Below are 21,574 nucleotides of genomic sequence, written 5' to 3'. Positions count from 1 at the left end.
TGTTATTGTTTTTTTCGTTTTTCGTATAGGCTCAATCTACAACCTTGTATCCTTTCCATCCATAATAGGCGCAGAATAAGAAGCATATAAGAGGAATACTATAAGCTATTTGATAAATATGTTCATTAAGATGCATAAAATAGGCTGTAAGCTGTGGTAAACAAGCATTTCCTACAATTGCCATGACCAGAAAAGCTGAACCACTTTTGGTATTTGATCCTAAATCTTCCAAGGCAAGAGAAAACTGTGTCGGATACATAATTGACATAAAGAAGGATACTCCCAACATGGAATAAAGTCCTATCATTCCACCAAATACAGCTATCACACCACATAGAAGCACATTGATAATTGCATAGAGAAGCAACATATTCTGAGGTTTGAATTTTCCCATAAATAGCGTACCAATCCATCTACCTAAAAGGAAAGCCAGCATATAAAGCCCAAAGAAAGTAGTTGCTATATCCTCTTCCATATTAACATATACACAGCAATAGACCAGAAACAAACTATTAATAGCTGTTTGACCACCGTTGTAAAAGAATTGTGCGATTACGCCCCATCTCAAGTGAGAGCGTTTTAAGACTTTAAAATCAATCAGTTTTCCCGTATCTTCGGCTTCCTCTTCTTTTATTTTAGGAAACTTGAAAATGATAAACAGAACGGCTATCAAAACCAAAATGAAAGCCAACAACAGATATATTGATTTCATCGAATCGGTTTCGAACTGAATGTACGCCTCCCATCCTCCTGCATAATCGGTAGGCAATGTATCACGTGTATAAGTATGTCCACTAAGCACTAGTTTACTTAAAAACATGGCTGCAATGAAAGCACCCAAACCATTAAACGATTGCGCTAGATTGAGCCTTCGTGTCGAAGTATTGGGATCTCCCAATGCAGTTACATAAGGGTTTGCTGCTGTTTCTAAGAAACACATTCCTGTTGCAATGATGAAAAAAATGGCCAAATATGCCCAATACTCTTTTATATCAGCAGCTAAGAGAAATAAAAATCCTCCAAAAGCAGCCAAGAGAAGCCCTAGAACAATACCCGATTTATAGCTGTATTTCTTCATAAACATAGCTATCGGAATAGGAAATATAAAATAAGCAAGCCAATAAGCGGTTTCCGTAAATGAGGCTTCGAATGTATTAAGTTCGCAAGTCTTCATCAATTGCCTGATCATGGTCGGCAGAAGGTTGCTACTGATTGCCCATATAAAAAACAGGCTGAAAATTAAGATTAAAGACCCTCGGTACGTATTGTTTTTCATTCGGACATATTTTTGATATAAGGTAATTCTACTAAATCGTTTAAGCAATAGAATCGAGCAGCATTTTCTCCTAAAAACAAGCGTTTTTCATATTCAGAAAGTAAAGCTGATTTCAATACAAAATCATAAGACATACGATAGGTTATTGCCGTAATAGTACGTGGATAATCTGATCCCCACATTAGCTTCTCTATTCCGACAAGTGATGCTGCTTCTTTAATAGCCAGTACTGCACCCTTAAAAGGATAAAATTCATCATTAAATAGCCAGGTTATCCCACCCGACTCTATCATTACATTCTTATAACGGGCTAGCTTAATTTGTTTTTGCCAGTTAGGGCGATTAACCATTCCAAAATGTCCTATTGCAATACGCAAATCAGGATATTCGGAAATAACTTCTCCCATTTCGGCAACTTGAGTGTCACCTTCTGCTAAATCGATAGATAGTAAAATGTTTTTCTCTTCCATCAGTTTAAACATTTTCATCATTTTGGATGATGTGAGAAATGTTTGTTTATGTGTTTCTATCAATCTCTCTGCCGGAATTTTTATCGCCTTAAACCCTTGTTCTATTAAATTCTTCGCATGTTCAAAATAATCAGGTTTACGAGCATCTACCATACCACAACATAAAAAACGATTGGAGTATTTCTGTTGAACTTCCCATAGATAGTCATTCTGTAAGCCATCTATATATTCTTGTGTGATAACGGCAGCCGAAACTTGTGCATAATCCATATTCGAGAGGAATATTTCGGCAGTATTACGCCCGTCAATCATAAACGGGGGTAACATCTGGCGGACTTCTCCCATAAAGAGAGAACGCCCATTATCCAACGTCTGTATTTTAAGACCATTTACCTCTGCATCCTGTTTTAACCACAGATGGGCATGTGCATCGATTATTTTAATTTTCATACATTTTAGATTAATGTTGTGCTTAAGAATTAAATCTAATGGGATTTGTTACATTTTCATAGCAATAAAAAGATCTGACACCTTAGCTATTCAGCCAAGTATCACGAAATCTTGATTTAAGAATATCTTGCACTTCTGCCAATAATTGAATATCTAAAGGCTCTTCTGCCCATTGCAGGTTTTGAAGGACAGCCTCCGAGCGAGTAGTGCTAAACAAAGTAGTCGAAATACGGGGATTGCTTATTGCATATTTTACAGCAAGTTGTTCGAGACTTTTCCCTTTGCTTTGGCAATGCTGTGCAGCTTTTTGACAAACATCTATCAAAGGTTTTGGTGCAGGATGCCAATCGGGAGTACCTCTTTCAGTAAGTAATCCCATTGAGAAAGGGGAAGCATTAATAACCCCTACTCCATTGGCTTCAAAGTAATCCAGATAGTCAACCAAAGCATCATCATTCAAACAGTAATGACAGAAAGAAAGGACACTATCGACTGTTCCCGAAGGCACATGATCTATTACATACTTAAAATGTCTTAATGTCAGATTCGTAATCCCGACATATCCCACAATACCTTGTTTTTTCAGTTCGACCAAGGCTGGTAATGTTTCGTTACAAATTTGGTCTAGATCGGCAAACTCAATGTCATGCACATTTATCAGATCAATATAATTGACATTCAAACGCTCCATACTTTCGTAAACACTCTCTTTTGCTTTTTTCGCTGTATAATTCCAAAGGTTTATACCGTTTTTTCCGTACCGACCGACTTTAGTTGATAAATAATACTTATTTCGATCAATTTCTTTCAGAGCTTTTCCTAATAGAATTTCTGATTTCAGATGCCCGTAATATGGAGATACATCAATAAAGTTAATGCCATTCTCAACAGCTGCATGCACCGCCTTTATACCTTCTGACTCTTTCAGTGAATGGAAAACACCACCTAACGAAGAAGCTCCAAAACTCAGAGTAGACACCCTCATGTCTGTATTTCCAATTTTTCTATATTCCATTCCAATCGTTCTAAAATTGTTATAATTTACACTCAAATGAGTGTTTTCCTGAACCAACTATTTTTTTTGTATTATTTCCATCGGGTAAAATAACCGTAGCACGAGTATTAACAGGTACATCAACAGACAGATAGAATACACCATTTTCACGCTTCCAACTTACGGCTATATTACCATATAAGGTTTCGTGATTAGCTTTCACCCAAGTTAAATCGCCTACAGATTGCGGTTGAATCGTAAACTCTTTAAATCCGGGTGTTGAAGGAACGATGCCTGCTAAACTATGAAAAAACCACTCGTCTATTTGCCCCATCATAAAATGATTCCATGAAGCCCCCTTACGCGGATCCCACTGTTCTGTTAATGTTGTTACACCGAACTGTATCTGAAAGCCATATCCAGGAGCATCTGTGTGATTATTCATCAGATACATCAATTCATTTTCGCCATTAAGGGCTAATGCCTGAAACAAATATCGGTTACCCACATCCCCCGTTGTTAAGCGGTTGCCCCTTTTCTGAATATCTGCTTTCAGGTTTTGCAAGACTACTGCTTTGTTTTGTGGTTCTACTATACCCATAAACAAGGCTACTGCATTGCAAAACTGACTGCCTGAGCCATATTTCATAGTCTTTTTGTCCAGAAAATTATCATTAAAAGCTTTTCTGATATTCTCAGATAAAATAGTATATTTTTTCTCATCATCAGCCTTGCTAAACATCTTTGCCGCTTTAGCAAACAGATGGGTAACATAATAATAATGAGCCGTAGCCGAAACCTCAATGGGGCTATTCATCGAAAATCCCGCCCGATGTTCCCCATAATCATACCAATCACCTAAACCATGTGAAACAATATGACCTGTTGATTTTGAAGTCAGATAATCTACATATTGTTTCATTACATTGTAGTATTGCTCAATCAGAGTGTTATCTCCATAAAATTGATAGTACATCCAAGGAACAATAACAGCCGCACCTCCCCATTCGGGAGAATCTGAGAAATCGTCACCAAAGATTACATATTCAGGAACAATGCTAGGTACAAGTCCACCGTCTCTTTGGGCGTCTTTTATATCCTGCATCACTTTGAGAAAGAACTGAGTCAAATCCCAATTATAAAGTAAACCGGGACCATTCAGATGGGTTTCTTCCAACCATCCTAATTTTTCACGGTGAGGGCAATCCGTAAATACTGACTGCATATTACTTCTTACTGCATTTTTAATCAGTTGATGGGCTTTATTAAAAATCTCGTTTGAAGACTCGAAATGCCCATTCTCATTGGTTGAATTGTAGATAAAATCAGACTTTACATCTATAATCAACGGTTTATCTGCATCATCTGATGATAATACGTTTGCTCCATCAATTTGTATATACTGGAAGCCATAATAGGTAAATTCGGGGTGCCACTCCTCCACTCCATCTCCTTTTATTGTATATGAATATGTATGTGGACCTCCCGATTGTTTTTGGGAAACTTTTCCTGTTTCTTCATTCAATAATTCACCGACTGTTATTTTAACGGTCTGCCCTTTTTTACCAATAACCTTTATCGCAGGATAACCCGAAAGGTTTTGCCCCATATTCAATACATAGCTACTGTCTATTTTAGTCATTGAAATAGCTCCATATTGTTTCATGCTTCGCACATTTGTAATCTGTTGGGCACGAAGAACTCCTTTAGGTGCTTTTTGAATAACTACAGATTTCCATGCTTTATCGTTGAAGTTTGGCGTATCCCATCCTTTTTGTTCTAAACGGGCATCATAGTCTTCACCACCATATATATCATTGAATGTTATCGGACTAAGTGCGTATTTCCATGAATTGTCAGATGTAAGTATTTCACTTGTTCCATCCGTATAATAAAGGTGCATTTCGAGAAATAAAGTAGGTGGTCCAAAAGATACCCATAGTTTACGATAGCGATTACCTACAACATTATAAAAGCCATTCCCTAATGTAATTCCTATAACATTTTCGCCTTTATTTAAAAGAGTATCTACCTGATAAGTATTATAATAAACGGTTTTATCATAATCGCTCCAAACAGGAGTAAAAATATCTTTACTTACTTTCTGCCCATTAATCGAAAGATTATAATGTCCCAAACCTGAAGCATGAACAATTGCTTTCTCTATAGTCTTATTTGCATTGAAAGCCTTTCGCAGCATAATACTTCGCAGAGCTAACGGGTTTATTCTATCATAAAGTTCCTTGTATTCGGGTTTCTTAAAAGATGGTCCTTGTAAATCCCGACGTCCTATTGGTAGATAAGAATCGGCTTTTGTTATTGCTCCAATCCATTGTGTCTTAGTATTATTAAAATCGGGTGCAGTTTCGAAAAATGTTTTTTCACTTTCCTTCGCATTTCCATTTACATCCCAGACTTTCACAGTCCACACATATCTTTGTCCTTTTTCCAAAGGCTTTCCCTTATATAAAACTAACTGGCTTTGATCTGATTTTACTTTTCCCGAATCCCATATCTTAGCTCCATTAGCTGTGAGTATAATCTGATAGGCAGTTTGTTTATCCCCTTGTATATCCGAAGTTAATTTCCATCCGAATCGAGGATTCGCTTTATCTATAGCCAAAGGTATTTTCTGCATTTCGCAGGTCAAGTCTTTAATATCTATCGAATGGCTATTAAAAACAAAAAGTGTAAGCAATATAAGTAGTATCGTTCGTTTCATTCTGATTACATTTTATAAGTTAATCGTTCTAATTTATCAGATTTGGCAACCATTTTGCCATCGAGCATGATATAGAATCCTTTTCCTCTTTTGTACTTACCTCCTGTTTTATCCCAAACAATAGTCACATTCTTACCATGATAAGGGACATTATCTAAACAGAACCAATCCCATTTATCTTGTGGAATCAGAGGATTAATTTCCAGTGTATTATCCGGACGGGGTTTTAATCCGATTAATCCCGAAATAATCAAATCATTGAAAGTAGAATGATTATAGTAACGGCTACGTTCCTGATCACCTTTGAGCCAATAACCCGTCACTTCATCTTGGTACTCTCCTATATAAAGTCTGCCTCTATGGTATTGACTTTCTACATATAGTTCCAAATGGCGAAAATAAACACTATCATTTACAACATCTTGTTTGTAGTTATTCAGCAGATTAGCCATTGCTGTCAAAGTTTGAGAAGAAGCGAAAGGCCAGATAGCACCATCCCATTCGCATTTACAGCATCCATGAGAACGAAATTCAGGGTGACGACGTTCTGCTGTAGTGAGTCCATAAGGAGCACAAAAGCCTCGTTCATCTTTTACTTGCGCCCATGCTTTTGCGTAATCTGCTTTATTATCAGGCAAGTTAAAATACCAGGGAAGATAGCCGATAGCTTCACGCACTAAGGCAAATTTTCCGGGCTCTCTTAGTGTTTCAAAAAATGTACTGTCTTGATTCCAAAGTTGATTTTGTACCAGATTCTTAATTTCGATAGACTTTTCCTCGTATTTTTTTGCAGCACTATTATCTCCTTTTAATTTTGCAACCTCCGATAATGCTTTTGCATTGCCAAACATATAGGAATTAATAGTTGGTCGGGCATATTTCTTACGACGTCCGCCACTTATGGTTTCTTCCATTCCATCTTGAACATCTCCCTGCCAATATAATCCGCTTGGCAATCGGTGATCTCCTTCCCATGCTGTATATTCAGCTTCCAAATCGGGAAACATATCCAGCAAATAATTTTTATCTCCATCCACCAAATATTTATTATACAGGGCATCGGCTGTCCAGCTACTGAAGTTACGAAGCTTTGCCATAGGTTTACCCTCGTTTCCTCTAAACCAGACATGTACATATTGATCCAAATACTTCGGATCACGTAACCATCGGCTTTCATAGATATGATGTCCTAAAGCACAAGAAATTAAATTGTATTTATCGGCATAAGATCTGTCAACCAAAAACTCGGTCATTACATAACCTTCGGGGGTATCTTTGATGTGCTTCCTTAAAGACCACCATCTGTAGTAAAACATCTCTTCGAAATTCTTTTGAGGAGATTCAAACAAGGGTATATTGGCTTTCATCCACTCCCAAGACTGTGCATTGGGTATAGCTTGTGCTATATTTTCATCCTCCATTGTATTGAAATAATCCGCATAATGCTTATAATCATTTATATTTAAAATGACTGAATGATTAGACGGATCGGAGGTTTTCAAGTATGAAATATAATATTTTGCTTTAGTATCTTCCGCTCCTGCATCAGGTAAATCGGTATCCCTGTCAGCCGGATCATTGGGTGTCGGATCAGATGGTAAATCTCCTGTTCTGAATACAATTCTTTGAATAGATTCTATTGGATTGAAAAACAATTTTGTAGAAATATCTTTATCATTGATTTTCATTGTTAAGCTTCTTGTCAAAGTCGACAAAGACACTTTGATATCATATACAATACCCGCTTCATAAGGCTGTAAAGTTGCATATCTTGCCCCAGTCTTTAGCTTTATCAAACCGTCATTGTCAAAAATAATGCGTGTACAGGCATCTCCCTGAGCATTTTGAAACTCAATCTGGAGATTTCCTGTTTTGTTTTGAGCAGCCAGAACAGCGAAAGAGGCTTCTAAATTTTTTGATTCGGGAATTACTCTTTCTACTTTTGCATAATCGAACGGATCCCAGTCTTTCAACGAAAGCCAGCGTTTATTATCAGATCGTTTCTCAATCTTTACAGGAGCCCATAACGCACTGTAAATATTCCATGTGTCTAATTCTTTGCCCTGAGGCATCAAATCAAAGGTTTCATCAGCATGGATGATAGCCTTATCGGTTACGGGTACAGGAATCTTTGCTACCCAGATATCTTCTTTATTTACACTGTATGTCATCCAGATATTGCCATCGGGAGGCGTTCCGTTAGTTTCCAAAATACCTCGAGGATATTGAGGACCACGCGATTTATAGTTTCCACCATAACGCATCGCTGTTATATCTCCATGAACGTAGTATAAATCGGTATAATTCAACCCATCTTCACTGGTTGAAACTGCCAAAGGCCAACGAAATTCAGAGGGATTATAAACCGTGGCAAACTTTCCGTCAGAGGTTCTTTGTCCCCATATTTTCGCATTACTATTTACAAAACCAACTGCACGGGCTACATTTCCCGGCCATGTTTTACCTCCGTCTTTGCTTATCGTTGTAAGAGCATGCTTCCACAGAGCGACAACATCACCATTATTTAAATGGTAATAACTGAATGCTTTGTATTTCTTTTTTAAAGGAATAAGAGGATCGTTACTATCCGATTCTTCAACCCATTGCATCATCATCAAAGGGTTAGTCATTAACTCGTCGCAAGCAGCAATAAAGGCTTTATCTTTGCTCTTTTTATAGAAAGGGTATGCAGTATTTTTCTCGTTCCACGACGGATTATAATGGATAAAATAAATAGGTCCATAACTTCCATCGGTTTTTATTTCCCGCACCACACGCCCTATTCCTTTACCATCATTCGGATCGTCTTTTTGATCTAAACAGATACCATAAAAACCCACAGTCAACAAGCGATTACTTTTTGACACATAAAATCCCATTCGTTGGTGCATAATAGCATATAAATCTTTTGCTACACCATTATATCCGGTTTTAATTGTACCATCGGGCACTTTATATCGGGGAAAAACAATTTCGGGTTTAGTCCATGTATAGCCGTCTTTAGACGCTTGCAATAATGTATGAGACGGTGGAATATGTTCACCAACAGAATCACTCAGATATTGAAGATAGTATGTGTTGTTCCAATATGCAAGGAAAGATTGATGGTTGTAAGTCCAACCGAAACCATCTCCTTTTTCGGGATGCTCACGATTAGCACGCATAGTTTGGATATTGTGAGTACCCACAGCAGGATTTAATCGTCCGTTGTGATAATTCACATTAGACAAGGTTTTTCCCGTATAATAAACTCCCTCCTGGGCATTAGACAAAAAAATGATACTCAGAGAAAGTAACGATAGTATAATTGATTTCTTTTTCATAATAATCATTTAAGGCTACAGATAAAAGCCTGTTCAATTTAAAAATACGGTTACCTATTTAGCTGCTTTAAGTTTAGTTAAAACACTTTCGGGAGCTTTAAATATAGTTCCGTGCTTATGTCCTACAGGAATCGAAATTTTATCATTTATATCAGTAAAAGTCTTAAAGTCTTTCGTTGATACAGCATCGTAAGATTTTTTATCATAAGCATCAAAATAGATAAGCCATTCGTCGCCTACCTTAACAACCGAAGGGCCTTCTGTAAAATTACCTGTAAAAGGAGCAGAAGGGTTTATATACTCTCCTGTCGGAGTTTTGGCAAATGCAACCTTCATATTCCGTTCAGGACGTGTATTGTCTTTGAATACCAGAACATAATCGGCCGAATCACGCTTAACAATCACAGCGTCAATAGAGCTATATCCGGGATCATAAAGTAATTCTGCTTTGGTAAACTCCTTAAAGTCTTTTGTTTTTGTGTAGTATAAACGATGGTTATTGTCCTCTGCCTCTACTCCTTTCTCAAATTTGAATGGAATAGTTGAAGCCCAGACAATAATAAAATCTCGATTCTCGTCATCATAAAATAACTCGGGAGCCCACACATTTACAGTAGTTGTATCGAATGCCATGACGGGAATATATTGTTGTTCCGACCAATTTATAAGGTCTTTAGAAGAAGCATATCCAAATGCCGGATCGCCTTTCCAACTGCAAGTCCAAACCAAATGAAATGTGCTATCAGCCCCTTGAACCATACTGGGATCACGCATTATTTTCTGCACACCTACTTCGGGTTTTAAAAATACTCCCGGAATACTATCCCATTTATAGCCATCGTAACTGTAAAGAAATCGAAGCCCTTCGTTAGCCGGTTCATGAAAAGAAGTAAACAAGTACACTTCTTTTTCGGGAGTCGTATTTTCTGCTTCCTTTTTTCCTGTATTACAGGATATAAAGAAAAACAGACTTAATATATATAAAATTATTTTTTTCATAGACCTTACTTTTTTTGCAGCCAGATAACTGCGTCTTTAGCATCAGAGTTCTTTAATTTAATAGGATTTCCTCCTTTTATTTCATTCTTTTCTTTTACCATTGAACCATCTACAGGATTAACTTTGTATACAATAAATTTACCTGCTACTTTAGATAAATCTAATTCTATTGTCGAATTACTACTATATATGATGAAGCCTTTAGTTTTGTCTCCCAACACATATTGATTTGTACTATTCAGTTCAGGCATAGGTTTCATATAAGAAGCTGCTTCTAAAAAACGTTCATTAGCAATTCGAGGCAAATTAGCCAAAGAACCGCTTGCCATAAAAGAAGCCCAAGCTTGTTGCGGATAAGAGTTCGAAAAATAAGTAACTGCTTTATCCATATATTTTGTTCTATACTCGTTCACTACCCGATAAACCGATTCAAATGAGACCTTTCCAGGTTTTGTCAAACGAGCATGTTGGCGTGGGGCAAGATTTAATCCTCCCTTTGGCTCATAAGTTGTGCCGTCTTCACGGTAAAACCAGTAACGTATATCAATAATATCGACCACTTTTGAACGGACAGGATCAGCCAAAATGGCATCTTGCACATCTTTTGTCGCACTGAGAGCGATAAGAGGTTTCTCTCCTGTTTCGGCTTCCCATTCAGCTATTATATCTAACCAGAGTTCCATAAAATGAAGAGGCCCTGTGTATTCCTCACTGATTAGTTGAACCACACTATTATTCCCTTTGAAATTATCCAAACATTTACGAATAAAAGCACGATGCAATTCTCTTCTTACAGGATGATTTATATCATAAAACTGTTCAGCCAGAAAGATACGCTTATCACCTGCATAAGGTGCAGGTTCCGGAAATCCTGTATTATTTATATTATTTGCAGGTCTCCACGGACTATCCGCCCAATGTGCCCCTGCTTCGATAATATTATGTTGAAAATAATTCTGATGGAATAAGATCAATTCGTTTTTATCTGCTAAATCAGCAAACTGACGAAGCCGCCTCCAATACCAGTCATTGTATTTTGTCAGGTCATATTTACTTAACCCGTCATAAGCCGTACCTTCTCCACTACGGGCAAAAGGCTGCTCATAAAAAGGAGGCCAGACTTCGCCATTGATACGGCGGATGCGTTCGTGATCATCCCTACGGCGATCATACCACAAGCCATAATTATGATCTAAGACAAGTATATTTTCTTTTTTCATCCAACTACCTACGGAATCAATATCATCTGTTAGTCCTGTCCCTGTTCTTCCGGGTACAAAACGTGTCAAATGAGGACTAGCCGACTTTCTTAGATAAGAGGGTTGAACTGTTCCATTCCACCACTGTATATTATGTTTTCCTCCTGTTTGAATTGTGTTATTTCTTACTAACCATCCATTTTTTACAGATAATGAAGGTCTGGCAGCCATTTGTTTGCCTATAAATATTTTGTTCTTTTGCTCAAAAAGCTTAACACCTGATCTTTCGATAGGTATCCTATTTTCAGAAATAAGAGTATCTATCCACTCCGAAAGAGTTAAAGGTACTTCATTAGCTTTTTTAGTCAATTCCTGAGCAACTTCTATTGACGGTGAACTAGATGCTTCCGTCTCCACAGCTAATAGATTAGATCGGTCGATATATTTATCTCCCAAACGTTCTTTCAACTGAGCATAATACAAGCTTCTGGGATTTATATGATTATTACTTTCCTTCCAATAACCATTTCCCGAAAATTCAGACCATGAACCGAATGCCCAGTTTTGAGCCGTAGGTGGAGTAAAACATTCCATCAAAGACGCTGTACATTGCCAGAATACACTATTTGCGGCATTCCAGCCTGCACCCTGTGCTTCCTGCATTCTGTTTTTGTAACTTAACGCATTACCGTTTATATTGACTACATCAAATAATACTCCCGAAGCCCAACTATCAACAGGGCCGCTAACGCTATAAGGTAATTCGGAATGACACTGAACGAAAGCGTTTGGGCCTGCGGCACAAAATCCCAGTGCAAAATCGTGATATCCTTGTTCAGCATACAATCGTTGGAACAGACATTGTTGTCCTGATGTAAAGAATGTATATCTACGTTGTCCCCCTATTTCAGAAATGGGAGCGAGCGATTTACAATTTTCTATTGTTACACGTTTTGCGGATTCGAGAACTGCTACCGCCGATCCTGCAAAATGCTTGTAAATAACACTACGTACCCACGCATCGGAAACATTCTCCATTGTTATTGCCATCCAGGCATGTGCTTCGTCTTTAGGGTTATTTATATCATATTCTGAAATACAAGATAAATTTTCGATCCCGATATTAGAGATTCGACCATTCCATGTATAAGGAATTATAAAACCGCCTCCATATTTCCGGTCTAATGCTGTTGTCAGTGGAGTATCAAAGGTTATTTTATTTCCATTAATTGAGGTAATTGTTCTATCCCAGTAAATATCTTGCTCCGATGGTTTCCATCCCAATGATGTGATACCGCCTCCAAAGTGATCTGTTCCGAGTTCTTCAATCCATTCCTTTGTCGATGGTCTTTGAATTAATATATTATCTCCAACTTTTAATCCATGTTTATCTGACAAAGTAACCGAGAATGAATTTACAGGTACATAAGTGTCTGATATTTTAATCGGGGTGTCTAGCTGTTTATCATTTTGTCCTAAAACACGAATTAATGTGCGACGGTCTTTTCCTGCTGCAATAAGACGTGTACCATTCTCTCCTACACCGCTACCTCGCAGTACAATTCCTGATTGTCTGATTTTCAATTGCCCTTCAATCTTAAAAGAGCCTTTATCTAATAAGATAGCTCCCCTGAATCCGTTCTTATCCAGAGGTAGCGAGCCGACATAATCAATTGCATTTTGAAGGAGATCAGTTGCATCGCCGTCTTGCCATGTTACAAATATTTTTGCATCAATAGTCGGAATTGGTTCTTCAGATGCTTTATAACCACAATACGAAAAATCAGGAACTCTATTACCCAAATTATCAGTCATATAAGAAAGAATACCATCTTTAAATACTATAGGTGGTATCGGCTTAGGAGCGTTCTTTTTACCTTGAGAGAATCCGTTTATTCCCACAGCTAAAAAGATCAATAAACAAACACATATCTTATTCATAAACTAATTTTAAGGTCATAAACCTTTTTATATATTTTGTAAATAAAAAACAAGCTCTAAGTAATAAAAAGCTCTGCGACTTTATAATGTTCCTCCTTTAGCTTTTAGACGTTCTTGCCAAGCTTGTCTTTCTTTCTGAATATCGTATCCTTGTTTCGAAAGATAGTTATTAAATCGTCCTTTATACTTTCCAAACCACTCGTGCTTCTCCTTCGAAGATGGTGCACTCATAGCATGTTCACGGGCTTCCACTAACCATGCGTATAATTGTCTTTTTTCTTCGGGCTTTAATGAAGGGATCATATCTTGATATGAGGTATAAGTAACTTGTACCACCCCATAAGTCATTCCATCTTTTACTTTTTCAATCTGATCATTTGTCAGATAAGCTGAAAGAGCTCCTATATATGTACAATGCAAATTATATAAGTCTGCGCTCAATTCGGTTTCCAATGCTTTAACAGCATTTTCTTTTGTTGTTTTATCTGTTATATTCAGCTTAACATTTTTGACGTTAGCATCCGATTTGTCATGTAATTCTCCCAAACTTTTATATTGGGTAACGATAATTTTTGTTATAGCATAAAAAACAGTCTTATCTTTAATATCAAGAGTATTAACTATCTTTTCAGCTCTTTGGGTCAATACTTTAGTATATTCGGCCTCTTTGTCCTGACTAAAAGCAGATAAGGATATTAAAACGGAAATAAATAATATAAGTGATTTCATAGATACAGATTTCTAGTAAATATAATAAAAAAATAAACTTAAGGTCTCAGACCTCTTTATTGCTCTGGTAAGTATAATAACGATAATTAATATTTCAACTTTAGAAAGGTAACTGTACCGCCGAGGCTTGTACAGTTACCTTCAAATCAAAACTATTATTAAACCTAAAATAAACTCTTTCTTTTAGCTAAAGTATCGTGGTTGTTATTTGGATTTTTCCAATCCACTTTTTTCTTCGGATCTATACCGTTGATGTATTTCTCGATGTTTGTATATCCGTCTCCATTCATATCTTTTATAGCATCTGAAGGGTCGTTCGGATTCAATCCGTATTTAATCTCCCAAGCATCGGGCATTCCATCACCATCAGAATCTTTGTATGGTGTGCCTTTGTATTCAGGATACCCACCTACTTGTTCTATATCAGTTATAATACCTTGCTTATAAGAATCGGCTGGCAAACGTCGATGTTCGAATTGATAAAAACTTTCGGGATTTAAACCTTCTTTATAATATACTTTTCCTGTTTTAACTTGTTCGATAACACGTTGGTCTACAATATCACGTTTAGGAAGAGTAGCCCCAACATTATCCATCACGAAATTGTAAGCTTCTTTTGCAGGCATAATCGGGAACGGATTGTCTATCGGAAATGGTTTGTCCCATTTCATATTTGCAGTATATCCTTCGGTATTTTCTTGTTCCTGAACCTGAATACCTCCGTTCCAATTGTCTTTTGTAACAGCCTCGTTACCTTCCACGATATTACCATTGGCATATACCCTGCCAAATACAAAATAGCCTAACTTGCTGCGTCCGGCTTCCGGTTTAAGAATACGATGTCCCACAGGTTTATCAGTTGGTGTTAACGGACCCGGTTTATAATAGTTATTTATCATATTATAAAGAGCTGTATAATCACCACCGTCTACCGAACGATGTACCCAGTTATAGATTACATTATTTACAAAGTTGAAAACTCCGTTCCAGCCGATAGAAGGGTTACGACCTGCATTATTAGCCCAAAGATTACGCATAAAAGTACAGTTCTCACCGCCTAATGTGCTGCCAAAAGAATGGTTATAAGTATCTAATGCCTGAGACGATATCGTATTCTGAATAGTAACATTTACTGTTGGAAGTTTCAAATCTTTGGTTCCGTCCCCCGGATTAAACATATGACGATAAAACGATATATTTTCATCCAATCCCCACGAAGTTGAGCAGTGGTCTATCATAATATTTCCGACCGGATTTCCGCCAAAAGAATCGTCGCGTCTGCCCACATAAGTTTCACCTCTGCGGAAACGCATATGGCGCACAACAACATCGTGAGTATTTGCCCAAATAGTCTCCCCTGCAATACAAACCCCATCGCCCGGAGCAGTCTGTCCTGCAATAGTTATATAAGGAGCTCTAATAATAACAGGAGTTTTTAACCTGATAATTCCGGCTACATTAAATACAACAATACGTGCACCGCCTGTTTCGCAAGCTTCACGGAAGGTTCCGGGACCGCTATCTTCTAAACTGGTTACTACTATCACTTTACCACCACGTCCTCCAAACGAATATGCTCCACCACCTTCGGCTCCGGGAAAGGCAGGTATTTCAGCTTGTGGCAGGTCGGTTGGACGTGCAGCCCACGGAATATAGGGGCGTCCTTCTTTTGCTTGTTGTTCAATAATTGGCAAAGCTTTTTCCCAAGCAATGTCTGACAGACGTTCTGCTTCATTTAGCATTGCCTCTGATTCTTTTTTGACTTCAGCAGAAATTTTGGGATATTGGGCTAGCACGGGTGAACTGAATACACAAGCCAATACTGTTGCTCCGACCCCTAGAATTACACTTTTTTTCATGCGCTTTTTATTTTCATAATTATATTAGGGAGAAGGGATTTTCTCTCCTCCCTGAATAAATAATAGCTTTGTTATTTTTGAAAATTATATGTTCCCATAGCACCGAAAGGATCTTTCCAACCTGTAGTTTGTTCTAACCACGAGTTATTCGTTAATACGGTAGTATGTAGACCGAACACATAATAGTTTTGTCTCCAAAGGATATTTACCGGATTTTTACCATCTACATCCATTGCTGTTTCAGGAGATACTAATGTGAAATTATCTGCATAAAACTTAGCCAAAGCATTCAATTGGTCTTTAAAGTTAGAAGCGTCAGGATCTATTGATATAGTCCCCCTGATAGATGCTATCGGGTCAGTATTACCTGTTGCAATAGCTTGCCAGTGATTACCGGTACGTGTTGTTCCATTAATTGGTTTTATTCCTAATTTAGCACAAGTATTATTATTTACAGAAGCATCATCATTATACAACATCCAACGTTGAACATCCCAGAAACGTTTTCCTTCGTAAGCTAATTCGATACGACGTTCGTACAAACATGCTTCAATTGCAGCATATTTATCTGCTAAGGTTCCTATTCCATAATTATTAGCCGATGCAATGCCAACACGTTTACGGATTTTCCCTAAATAAGCAGTACAATTGGCAATATCTCCTTTAGCTGCATAACATTCGGCAATATTCAATAATAATTCAGCATAACGGTATTCAAAGATATCAGTTCCTGAATATTCAAAGGAGTTATCATCGGCAACAGGATTGGACATTTTACGAACAAATGCAGGACTCTTCAACTGATTGCCATCGGCATAAACAATTGTTTTATTATCAGCTTTTTTATAGCGATATGCCCAAACAACAACATTGGCATTCGTTTTATGTCCCCATTTACATCCCGAAAAGGCAAACGTACGATAGAATCTGGGATCTCTGTTCAAATAGAAATTTGTTTCATCATAACCGTTCGATTTAGTTGGACGTACTCCATTCTCCAGAGGAAATAAATCAATCATTTCTTTAGGAGCCGGTACTCCGCCACTCCCACTTTGGCTTGATAATCTGATCGATTTTTCCCAACCATTATTTATTGCTGCACTTGTAGCCGGTGAACACATTTGTACCATAATAACTTCCGAACAGAATTTATTATCAATCAAAAACATATTTTGCCAATCTTTTGCAGAATTTCCGTACAAGCCGTATCCCATTGACGACAATTCTTTCTCGGCAGCAAGTCCAGCTTCCAAAGCCAGTTGCCAGCGTTGATTTCCTGCATTATCCCAATCTGTATTAAATAAAGGGCTTGCATGAGTTAACAAAACTCGGCTCTTCATAGCCAAAGCTGCAGCTTTATTAAATCTTCCATATCCTGATGAAGCAACCCATTCTGTAGGCAATAGCTCTGCGGCTTTATCCAAATCTTTTATGATTTGTGCAATACATTCAGATGTTGTAGCACGCGGGTATTTAATACTCTCATCCGTAGATGAGGCATTCAGTACTTCAGTGACAATGGGTACTCCACCATAAGTGCGAACCAGATCGAAATATTGAAGAGCACGAAAGAAGTACATCTGTCCCTTTGCATTATTGCGAAAAGTTTCAGGAAGGCTTGCACCAACCACATCCATTTTTTCTATCAAAATATTACAGTTTCTAATACGTGTATATGGGTGGTTTTGAGGATTAGCAACTAATTGAGCTCCAAAATAGGTAGGACAATCGGCCGAAGTTTCGAGTGTTTTTCCAGGGTTAATCAGGTTATTGATAGTTCCACCTATCTCTTCCGTCATTCTGCTTTTGTCATCAGAATAGCTTCCGACTAATGTTTTTATAGGTGAATTATAGCCTGCAAAAAAATCATAATATATTCTATCAATATACCAACTGGTTTGCGTTTCATTTGTAAAGATGGATTCATCAAATGAATCAAAGTTCTTCTTATCTTCTAAAAACTGGTCACTACAGCCTGCTAATACCAGTGAGAGGAATAGAGTCAGACTCCATATTTTATTTTTATTCATAATTAGTCATTTAATTAATTTAGGTAAATATTTATCTTATTAGAATGTAAGATTTACACCCAAAGCCCATGTTCTCAGAGTCGGATAAACAGCTGATGAATTGTCGTATCTGTTACGATAATTGTTAGGGTATGGATTATAAAAATCCCAAAGATTATTACCTGTAAGGCTTACTTTAGCATTATCGATACCTGTTTTAGCGAATACGTGTTTAGGTATAGTATAACCAACACTCATACTTCTTACAAAACATCTGAAAGATGAAACTTGCCAAAAATCGGAAGCGTAGCCCGTTGATTGTGCATAGTAAGCAAGATTAGGATATCTTCCGTTTATATTATTATCTTCATCAAACATATCTTTTAAATATGCCTCGTGTGCCCAAAGCATTTGATTGGAAGAAGTTCCCTGCTTCACATTATCAATGGCGTTATATCCACCCCAAGATGTTTCGATTTGAGCAGCCCAACTTAATCCCTTCCAGTTTAGTCCAAAATTGGTGACAAAACCCTCGGATCTATTCTTTTTTACTAGTTTAGCGAAATCTTCACTTTCAATGATTCGACCATTAGGTCCCGCTAATGAGCCGTCTTCTTTATTTAAATCTCCATTTAAATCCTGATAAGCAAGCATACCTTTATAAATCTTCGACTTATCGGTTATTCCTAAATAAGAAGGAGTAGTACCTGCCGCCGCAGCTAAATCAGTCAAATAATTCCAGTATGCATCAATATCGCTGTCGGAACGAAGTATACCATCTCCACTGCTTGTGCCTTTCCATGTTTTAAATCCCCATGAAGGAAAAATGGTAGAACTACCAACTCGTGTGGTATTATCCGATGGATAACCAATTCCAGCTTCCGGATACTTACGAACATTATTGTCATTAAAGCTATAGTTTAAACCTATATTATAATGAAAATCACCTACTTTATCACGCCAGTTAATCGATATTTCAGTACCCCATGCATCAATAGCTCCATAGTTTTGTTCGGCAAAACCTCCGCCAACAAAAATGGGAACACCGGCTTCTCCTGCTAAAGACATCAAGATATTTGTATTTCTGTCAAAATAGAAATCCCAACTTGCTGACAAACGGTTATCCAGTACATTAAAGTCAAGTCCCGCATTATACTTCATACTTGTATCCCAGCGTACATTACGATTGGGGGTTGCACTTGGTGTGACACCCGGTCCGAGTGTGCCACCTGAAGTTCCAAAGCCAAGCCCTTTGTCTGAGGCATAATTATAAAGCTGTAACCATTTCCATGCTTTAATATTATCTTTTCCGGTCTTTCCTACAGATGCACGAACTTTCAGAAAGTCAATCCATTTAATATTATCTTTAAACCACGATTCCTCAGATATACTCCATCCTAAAGACAAGGTTGGGAAAAATCCCCAGTAATTTTCGGGAGCAAACTTGGTCGATGCATCTGCACGAAACAGTACTTGAGCCAGATATTTACCTGCATAATTATAACTTGCACGTCCCAGATACGACAATGTCCCTGTTTCAGAGCGTTTTACTTCCGTAAAAGCCGGATCTAACGTTCCCGCAGAAGAACTGCCTCCGATATATCCACCGGGAATAGGGTTGTTATAAAATATGGTTTTATTCTGTACATTAGTTTCAGAACGCTCTACAGAAGCCATTGCTGATATATTATGCAATCCGAAAACGCCATCGTAATTTACATAAAAGTTCATTTGTTCACTTTTACCAATTACATCAGAATAAACAACACGTGAATTTTTATTATTTTCTTTCACACTCCAAACAGTTTGGTCTGTATATAAGTGAGTACCTGCTGCATTTGTATTCGTGGCAAGTGCTAATGTATAAGGCATCTGCACTTGTTCTGTATTGCTCGACGAGTGGCTGCGGGCATAGGTTCCTTTTACTGACAAGCCTTTTACAAAAGGAATGTTATATTCTAATGCGAAGTTGGCACTATAGCTGAAAGTTTCGTTTGTTTGTATTGATCCATTATCCAATAATCCGAAATAGTTCCATGCAGCTATTTGATTAGATGTAACTTGAGTTCCTGAAACTTTATGCGGTCCCAATGCCGGTGACACCCATTGTTCAACACCATTAATAGTTTGACTCCAAGGTATATATTTAGGTATATGGGCTAAAATACCATAATCGGCTTGTTCTCCTCTTGCCAAAGAACCATAACTTCCATCATTCAATCCACTAACTATCTTGGTAAATGATTTTTCTTGTTTACCATTATTACCTGATAAAATAGCACTTAATTTAAAATTTGAGGCTAATTTGACATCTGCCCCCGACCTGAAAGTCCATCTTTTGAAATCCTGATCTCCTAAATTCGCTCCTTGATCTAATAGAGATGCTCCTGCAAAATAGGTAGCTTTGTTTGATCCCCCACTCACATTTAATGAATGTTGCATAACAGTTGCAGCAGACCATGCTTTATCAAGCCAATTATAATCTAAAGATTTCATAGCTTGTAATTCACTGTCCGAATATAAATTTGCTTCATCTGTAATTCCACTGGCTCGCAAAAAGCTATTTGCAAAAACGCCATATTCATGAGCATTTAATGTTTTTGTATGACCAACAGCATCATTTCTCATAAACTTTCCGGAATAAGAAATTTTAGGAGCTCCTTCTCTACCTCTTTTTGTCTTCACGACAATAGCACCTTGAGATGCTCTGGATCCGTAAATTGCAGCACTCGCATCACGTAGCACTGTAATACTTTCGACTTCTGAAGGATCAAGCATATTGAACTGCTCTAATGTTGCTAATCCGGTTGCTGGATCGGTTTGGATCATATCATCGATAATTACCAATGGCAATTGATTACCTCCATCTTTCGATAATGTAAATGGCTGGCGAATACTCAATGATGCAGCCACACCGGGACGAGTACTTCCTCCGGTAACCGAGAGTCCGGGAATTTGTCCTTGTAAGGCTTCACTTATACTGGTTACAGGAAGTTCTTCGATTCGTTTCATATCTACAGGTACAATAGATCCTGTTACATCCTTTATTCTTTGGCTACCATACCCGATTACTACAACTTCATCAAGATTCCGGGAATCTTCCTGCATAATTATAGACAGATTTCGTTTTCCCGCTACCGGCACCATTTGAGTTATATATCCAAGATAAGAAATTTGAAGAGTTGCATTGGGAGCAACATTGATATTAAATTTTCCATCTAAATCGGCTACTATACCATTATTAGTTCCTTTTTCGATAATACTGGCTCCAATAATAGCATCACCTTTTTCATCAACAACAGTTCCTGAAACCGAAACTTTATTTTGTTGTTGGGAAATGCCTGATTCCTCTGGTTTAGCTTGAATTTGAGGAACTGTACACAATGTCAATAAAAGCCAAAATATACTTCTGAGACAAAATCTCATCTTTATATATTTCGTCCTGGCTTTCAAAAAATTCAGTGACTTGTTTTCCATAGTTTTTCCATGATTTTAAATATTAATAAATGGTATTTATAAATAGGTTTTATGTTAGATTAAACGTTTAACTTAGAATGCATCATTTTGATTAAACGTTTAACTTGTATTAGATGAAAATTTGAG

At 37.5% G+C, this 21,574-nt stretch carries 11 protein-coding genes; all 11 read right to left on the bottom strand.

Annotated elements, in window-relative coordinates; genetic code table 11:
• Positions 1-31 precede the first annotated feature (31 nt).
• Entirely contained in the window at positions 32-1,276 is a 1,245-nt protein-coding gene (gene fucP / locus G7051_RS15640) for an L-fucose:H+ symporter permease (RefSeq protein WP_166201731.1), read from the bottom strand.
• On the bottom strand, positions 1,273-2,196 hold the full coding sequence (locus tag G7051_RS15635) for an amidohydrolase (protein WP_166201728.1): 924 nt from the start codon (positions 2,194-2,196) through the stop codon (positions 1,273-1,275). Before G7051_RS15635 ends, fucP begins: the two co-directional genes overlap by 4 nt.
• 82 nt (positions 2,197-2,278) lie before the next feature.
• A complete protein-coding gene (locus G7051_RS15630) occupies positions 2,279-3,211 on the bottom strand; it encodes an aldo/keto reductase (RefSeq protein WP_166201725.1) in 933 nt (310 codons plus the stop codon).
• A gap of 19 nt (positions 3,212-3,230) precedes the next feature.
• Positions 3,231-5,912 carry a glycoside hydrolase family 78 protein gene (locus G7051_RS15625; RefSeq protein ID WP_370522881.1) on the bottom strand — a complete coding sequence of 894 codons (2,682 nt, stop codon included), beginning with the start codon at positions 5,910-5,912 and terminating at the stop codon, positions 3,231-3,233.
• Positions 5,913-5,917: 5 nt separating this feature from the next.
• Entirely contained in the window at positions 5,918-9,235 is a 3,318-nt protein-coding gene (locus G7051_RS15620; protein ID WP_166201723.1) for a glycosyl hydrolase family 65 protein, read from the bottom strand.
• Positions 9,236-9,289: 54 nt separating this feature from the next.
• The gene (locus tag G7051_RS15615; protein ID WP_166201721.1) at positions 9,290-10,234 is read right to left on the bottom strand and encodes a glycoside hydrolase family 43 protein; all 945 of its coding nucleotides are present in this window, start codon (positions 10,232-10,234) and stop codon (positions 9,290-9,292) included.
• A gap of 5 nt (positions 10,235-10,239) precedes the next feature.
• A complete protein-coding gene (locus G7051_RS15610) occupies positions 10,240-13,374 on the bottom strand; it encodes a DUF6298 domain-containing protein (RefSeq protein ID WP_166201719.1) in 3,135 nt (1,044 codons plus the stop codon).
• Between the two features lie 81 nt (positions 13,375-13,455).
• Positions 13,456-14,103: a DUF3826 domain-containing protein gene (locus G7051_RS15605; protein ID WP_166201717.1), complete on the bottom strand. Its 648-nt coding sequence runs from the start codon at positions 14,101-14,103 to the stop codon at positions 13,456-13,458.
• Positions 14,104-14,267: 164 nt separating this feature from the next.
• Positions 14,268-15,962, bottom strand: a complete 1,695-nt coding sequence (locus tag G7051_RS15600; RefSeq protein WP_166201715.1) for a polysaccharide lyase — start codon at positions 15,960-15,962, stop codon at positions 14,268-14,270.
• Between the two features lie 71 nt (positions 15,963-16,033).
• Positions 16,034-17,992, bottom strand: a complete 1,959-nt coding sequence (locus G7051_RS15595; protein ID WP_166201713.1) for a RagB/SusD family nutrient uptake outer membrane protein — start codon at positions 17,990-17,992, stop codon at positions 16,034-16,036.
• 39 nt (positions 17,993-18,031) lie between these two features.
• Entirely contained in the window at positions 18,032-21,397 is a 3,366-nt protein-coding gene (locus tag G7051_RS15590; protein WP_166201711.1) for a TonB-dependent receptor, read from the bottom strand.
• Between the last annotated feature and the right edge of the window lie 177 nt (positions 21,398-21,574).

The sequence above is a fragment of the Dysgonomonas sp. HDW5B genome, assembly GCF_011299335.1.
In the GTDB taxonomy this organism is placed as follows: Bacteria; Bacteroidota; Bacteroidia; order Bacteroidales; family Dysgonomonadaceae; genus Dysgonomonas_A.
This window is presented reverse-complemented; position numbering and strand designations above follow the sequence as displayed.

Coding starts and splice junctions, on each gene's coding strand:
- fucP (WP_166201731.1), bottom strand. CDS start 1,276: ATGAAAAACAATACGTACCGAGGGTCTTTAATCTTAATTTTCAGCCTG.
- G7051_RS15635 (WP_166201728.1), bottom strand. CDS start 2,196: ATGAAAATTAAAATAATCGATGCACATGCCCATCTGTGGTTAAAACAG.
- G7051_RS15630 (WP_166201725.1), bottom strand. CDS start 3,211: ATGGAATATAGAAAAATTGGAAATACAGACATGAGGGTGTCTACTCTG.
- G7051_RS15625 (WP_370522881.1), bottom strand. CDS start 5,912: ATGAAACGAACGATACTACTTATATTGCTTACACTTTTTGTTTTTAAT.
- G7051_RS15620 (WP_166201723.1), bottom strand. CDS start 9,235: ATGAAAAAGAAATCAATTATACTATCGTTACTTTCTCTGAGTATCATT.
- G7051_RS15615 (WP_166201721.1), bottom strand. CDS start 10,234: ATGAAAAAAATAATTTTATATATATTAAGTCTGTTTTTCTTTATATCC.
- G7051_RS15610 (WP_166201719.1), bottom strand. CDS start 13,374: ATGAATAAGATATGTGTTTGTTTATTGATCTTTTTAGCTGTGGGAATA.
- G7051_RS15605 (WP_166201717.1), bottom strand. CDS start 14,103: ATGAAATCACTTATATTATTTATTTCCGTTTTAATATCCTTATCTGCT.
- G7051_RS15600 (WP_166201715.1), bottom strand. CDS start 15,962: ATGAAAAAAAGTGTAATTCTAGGGGTCGGAGCAACAGTATTGGCTTGT.
- G7051_RS15595 (WP_166201713.1), bottom strand. CDS start 17,992: ATGAATAAAAATAAAATATGGAGTCTGACTCTATTCCTCTCACTGGTA.
- G7051_RS15590 (WP_166201711.1), bottom strand. CDS start 21,397: ATGAGATTTTGTCTCAGAAGTATATTTTGGCTTTTATTGACATTGTGT.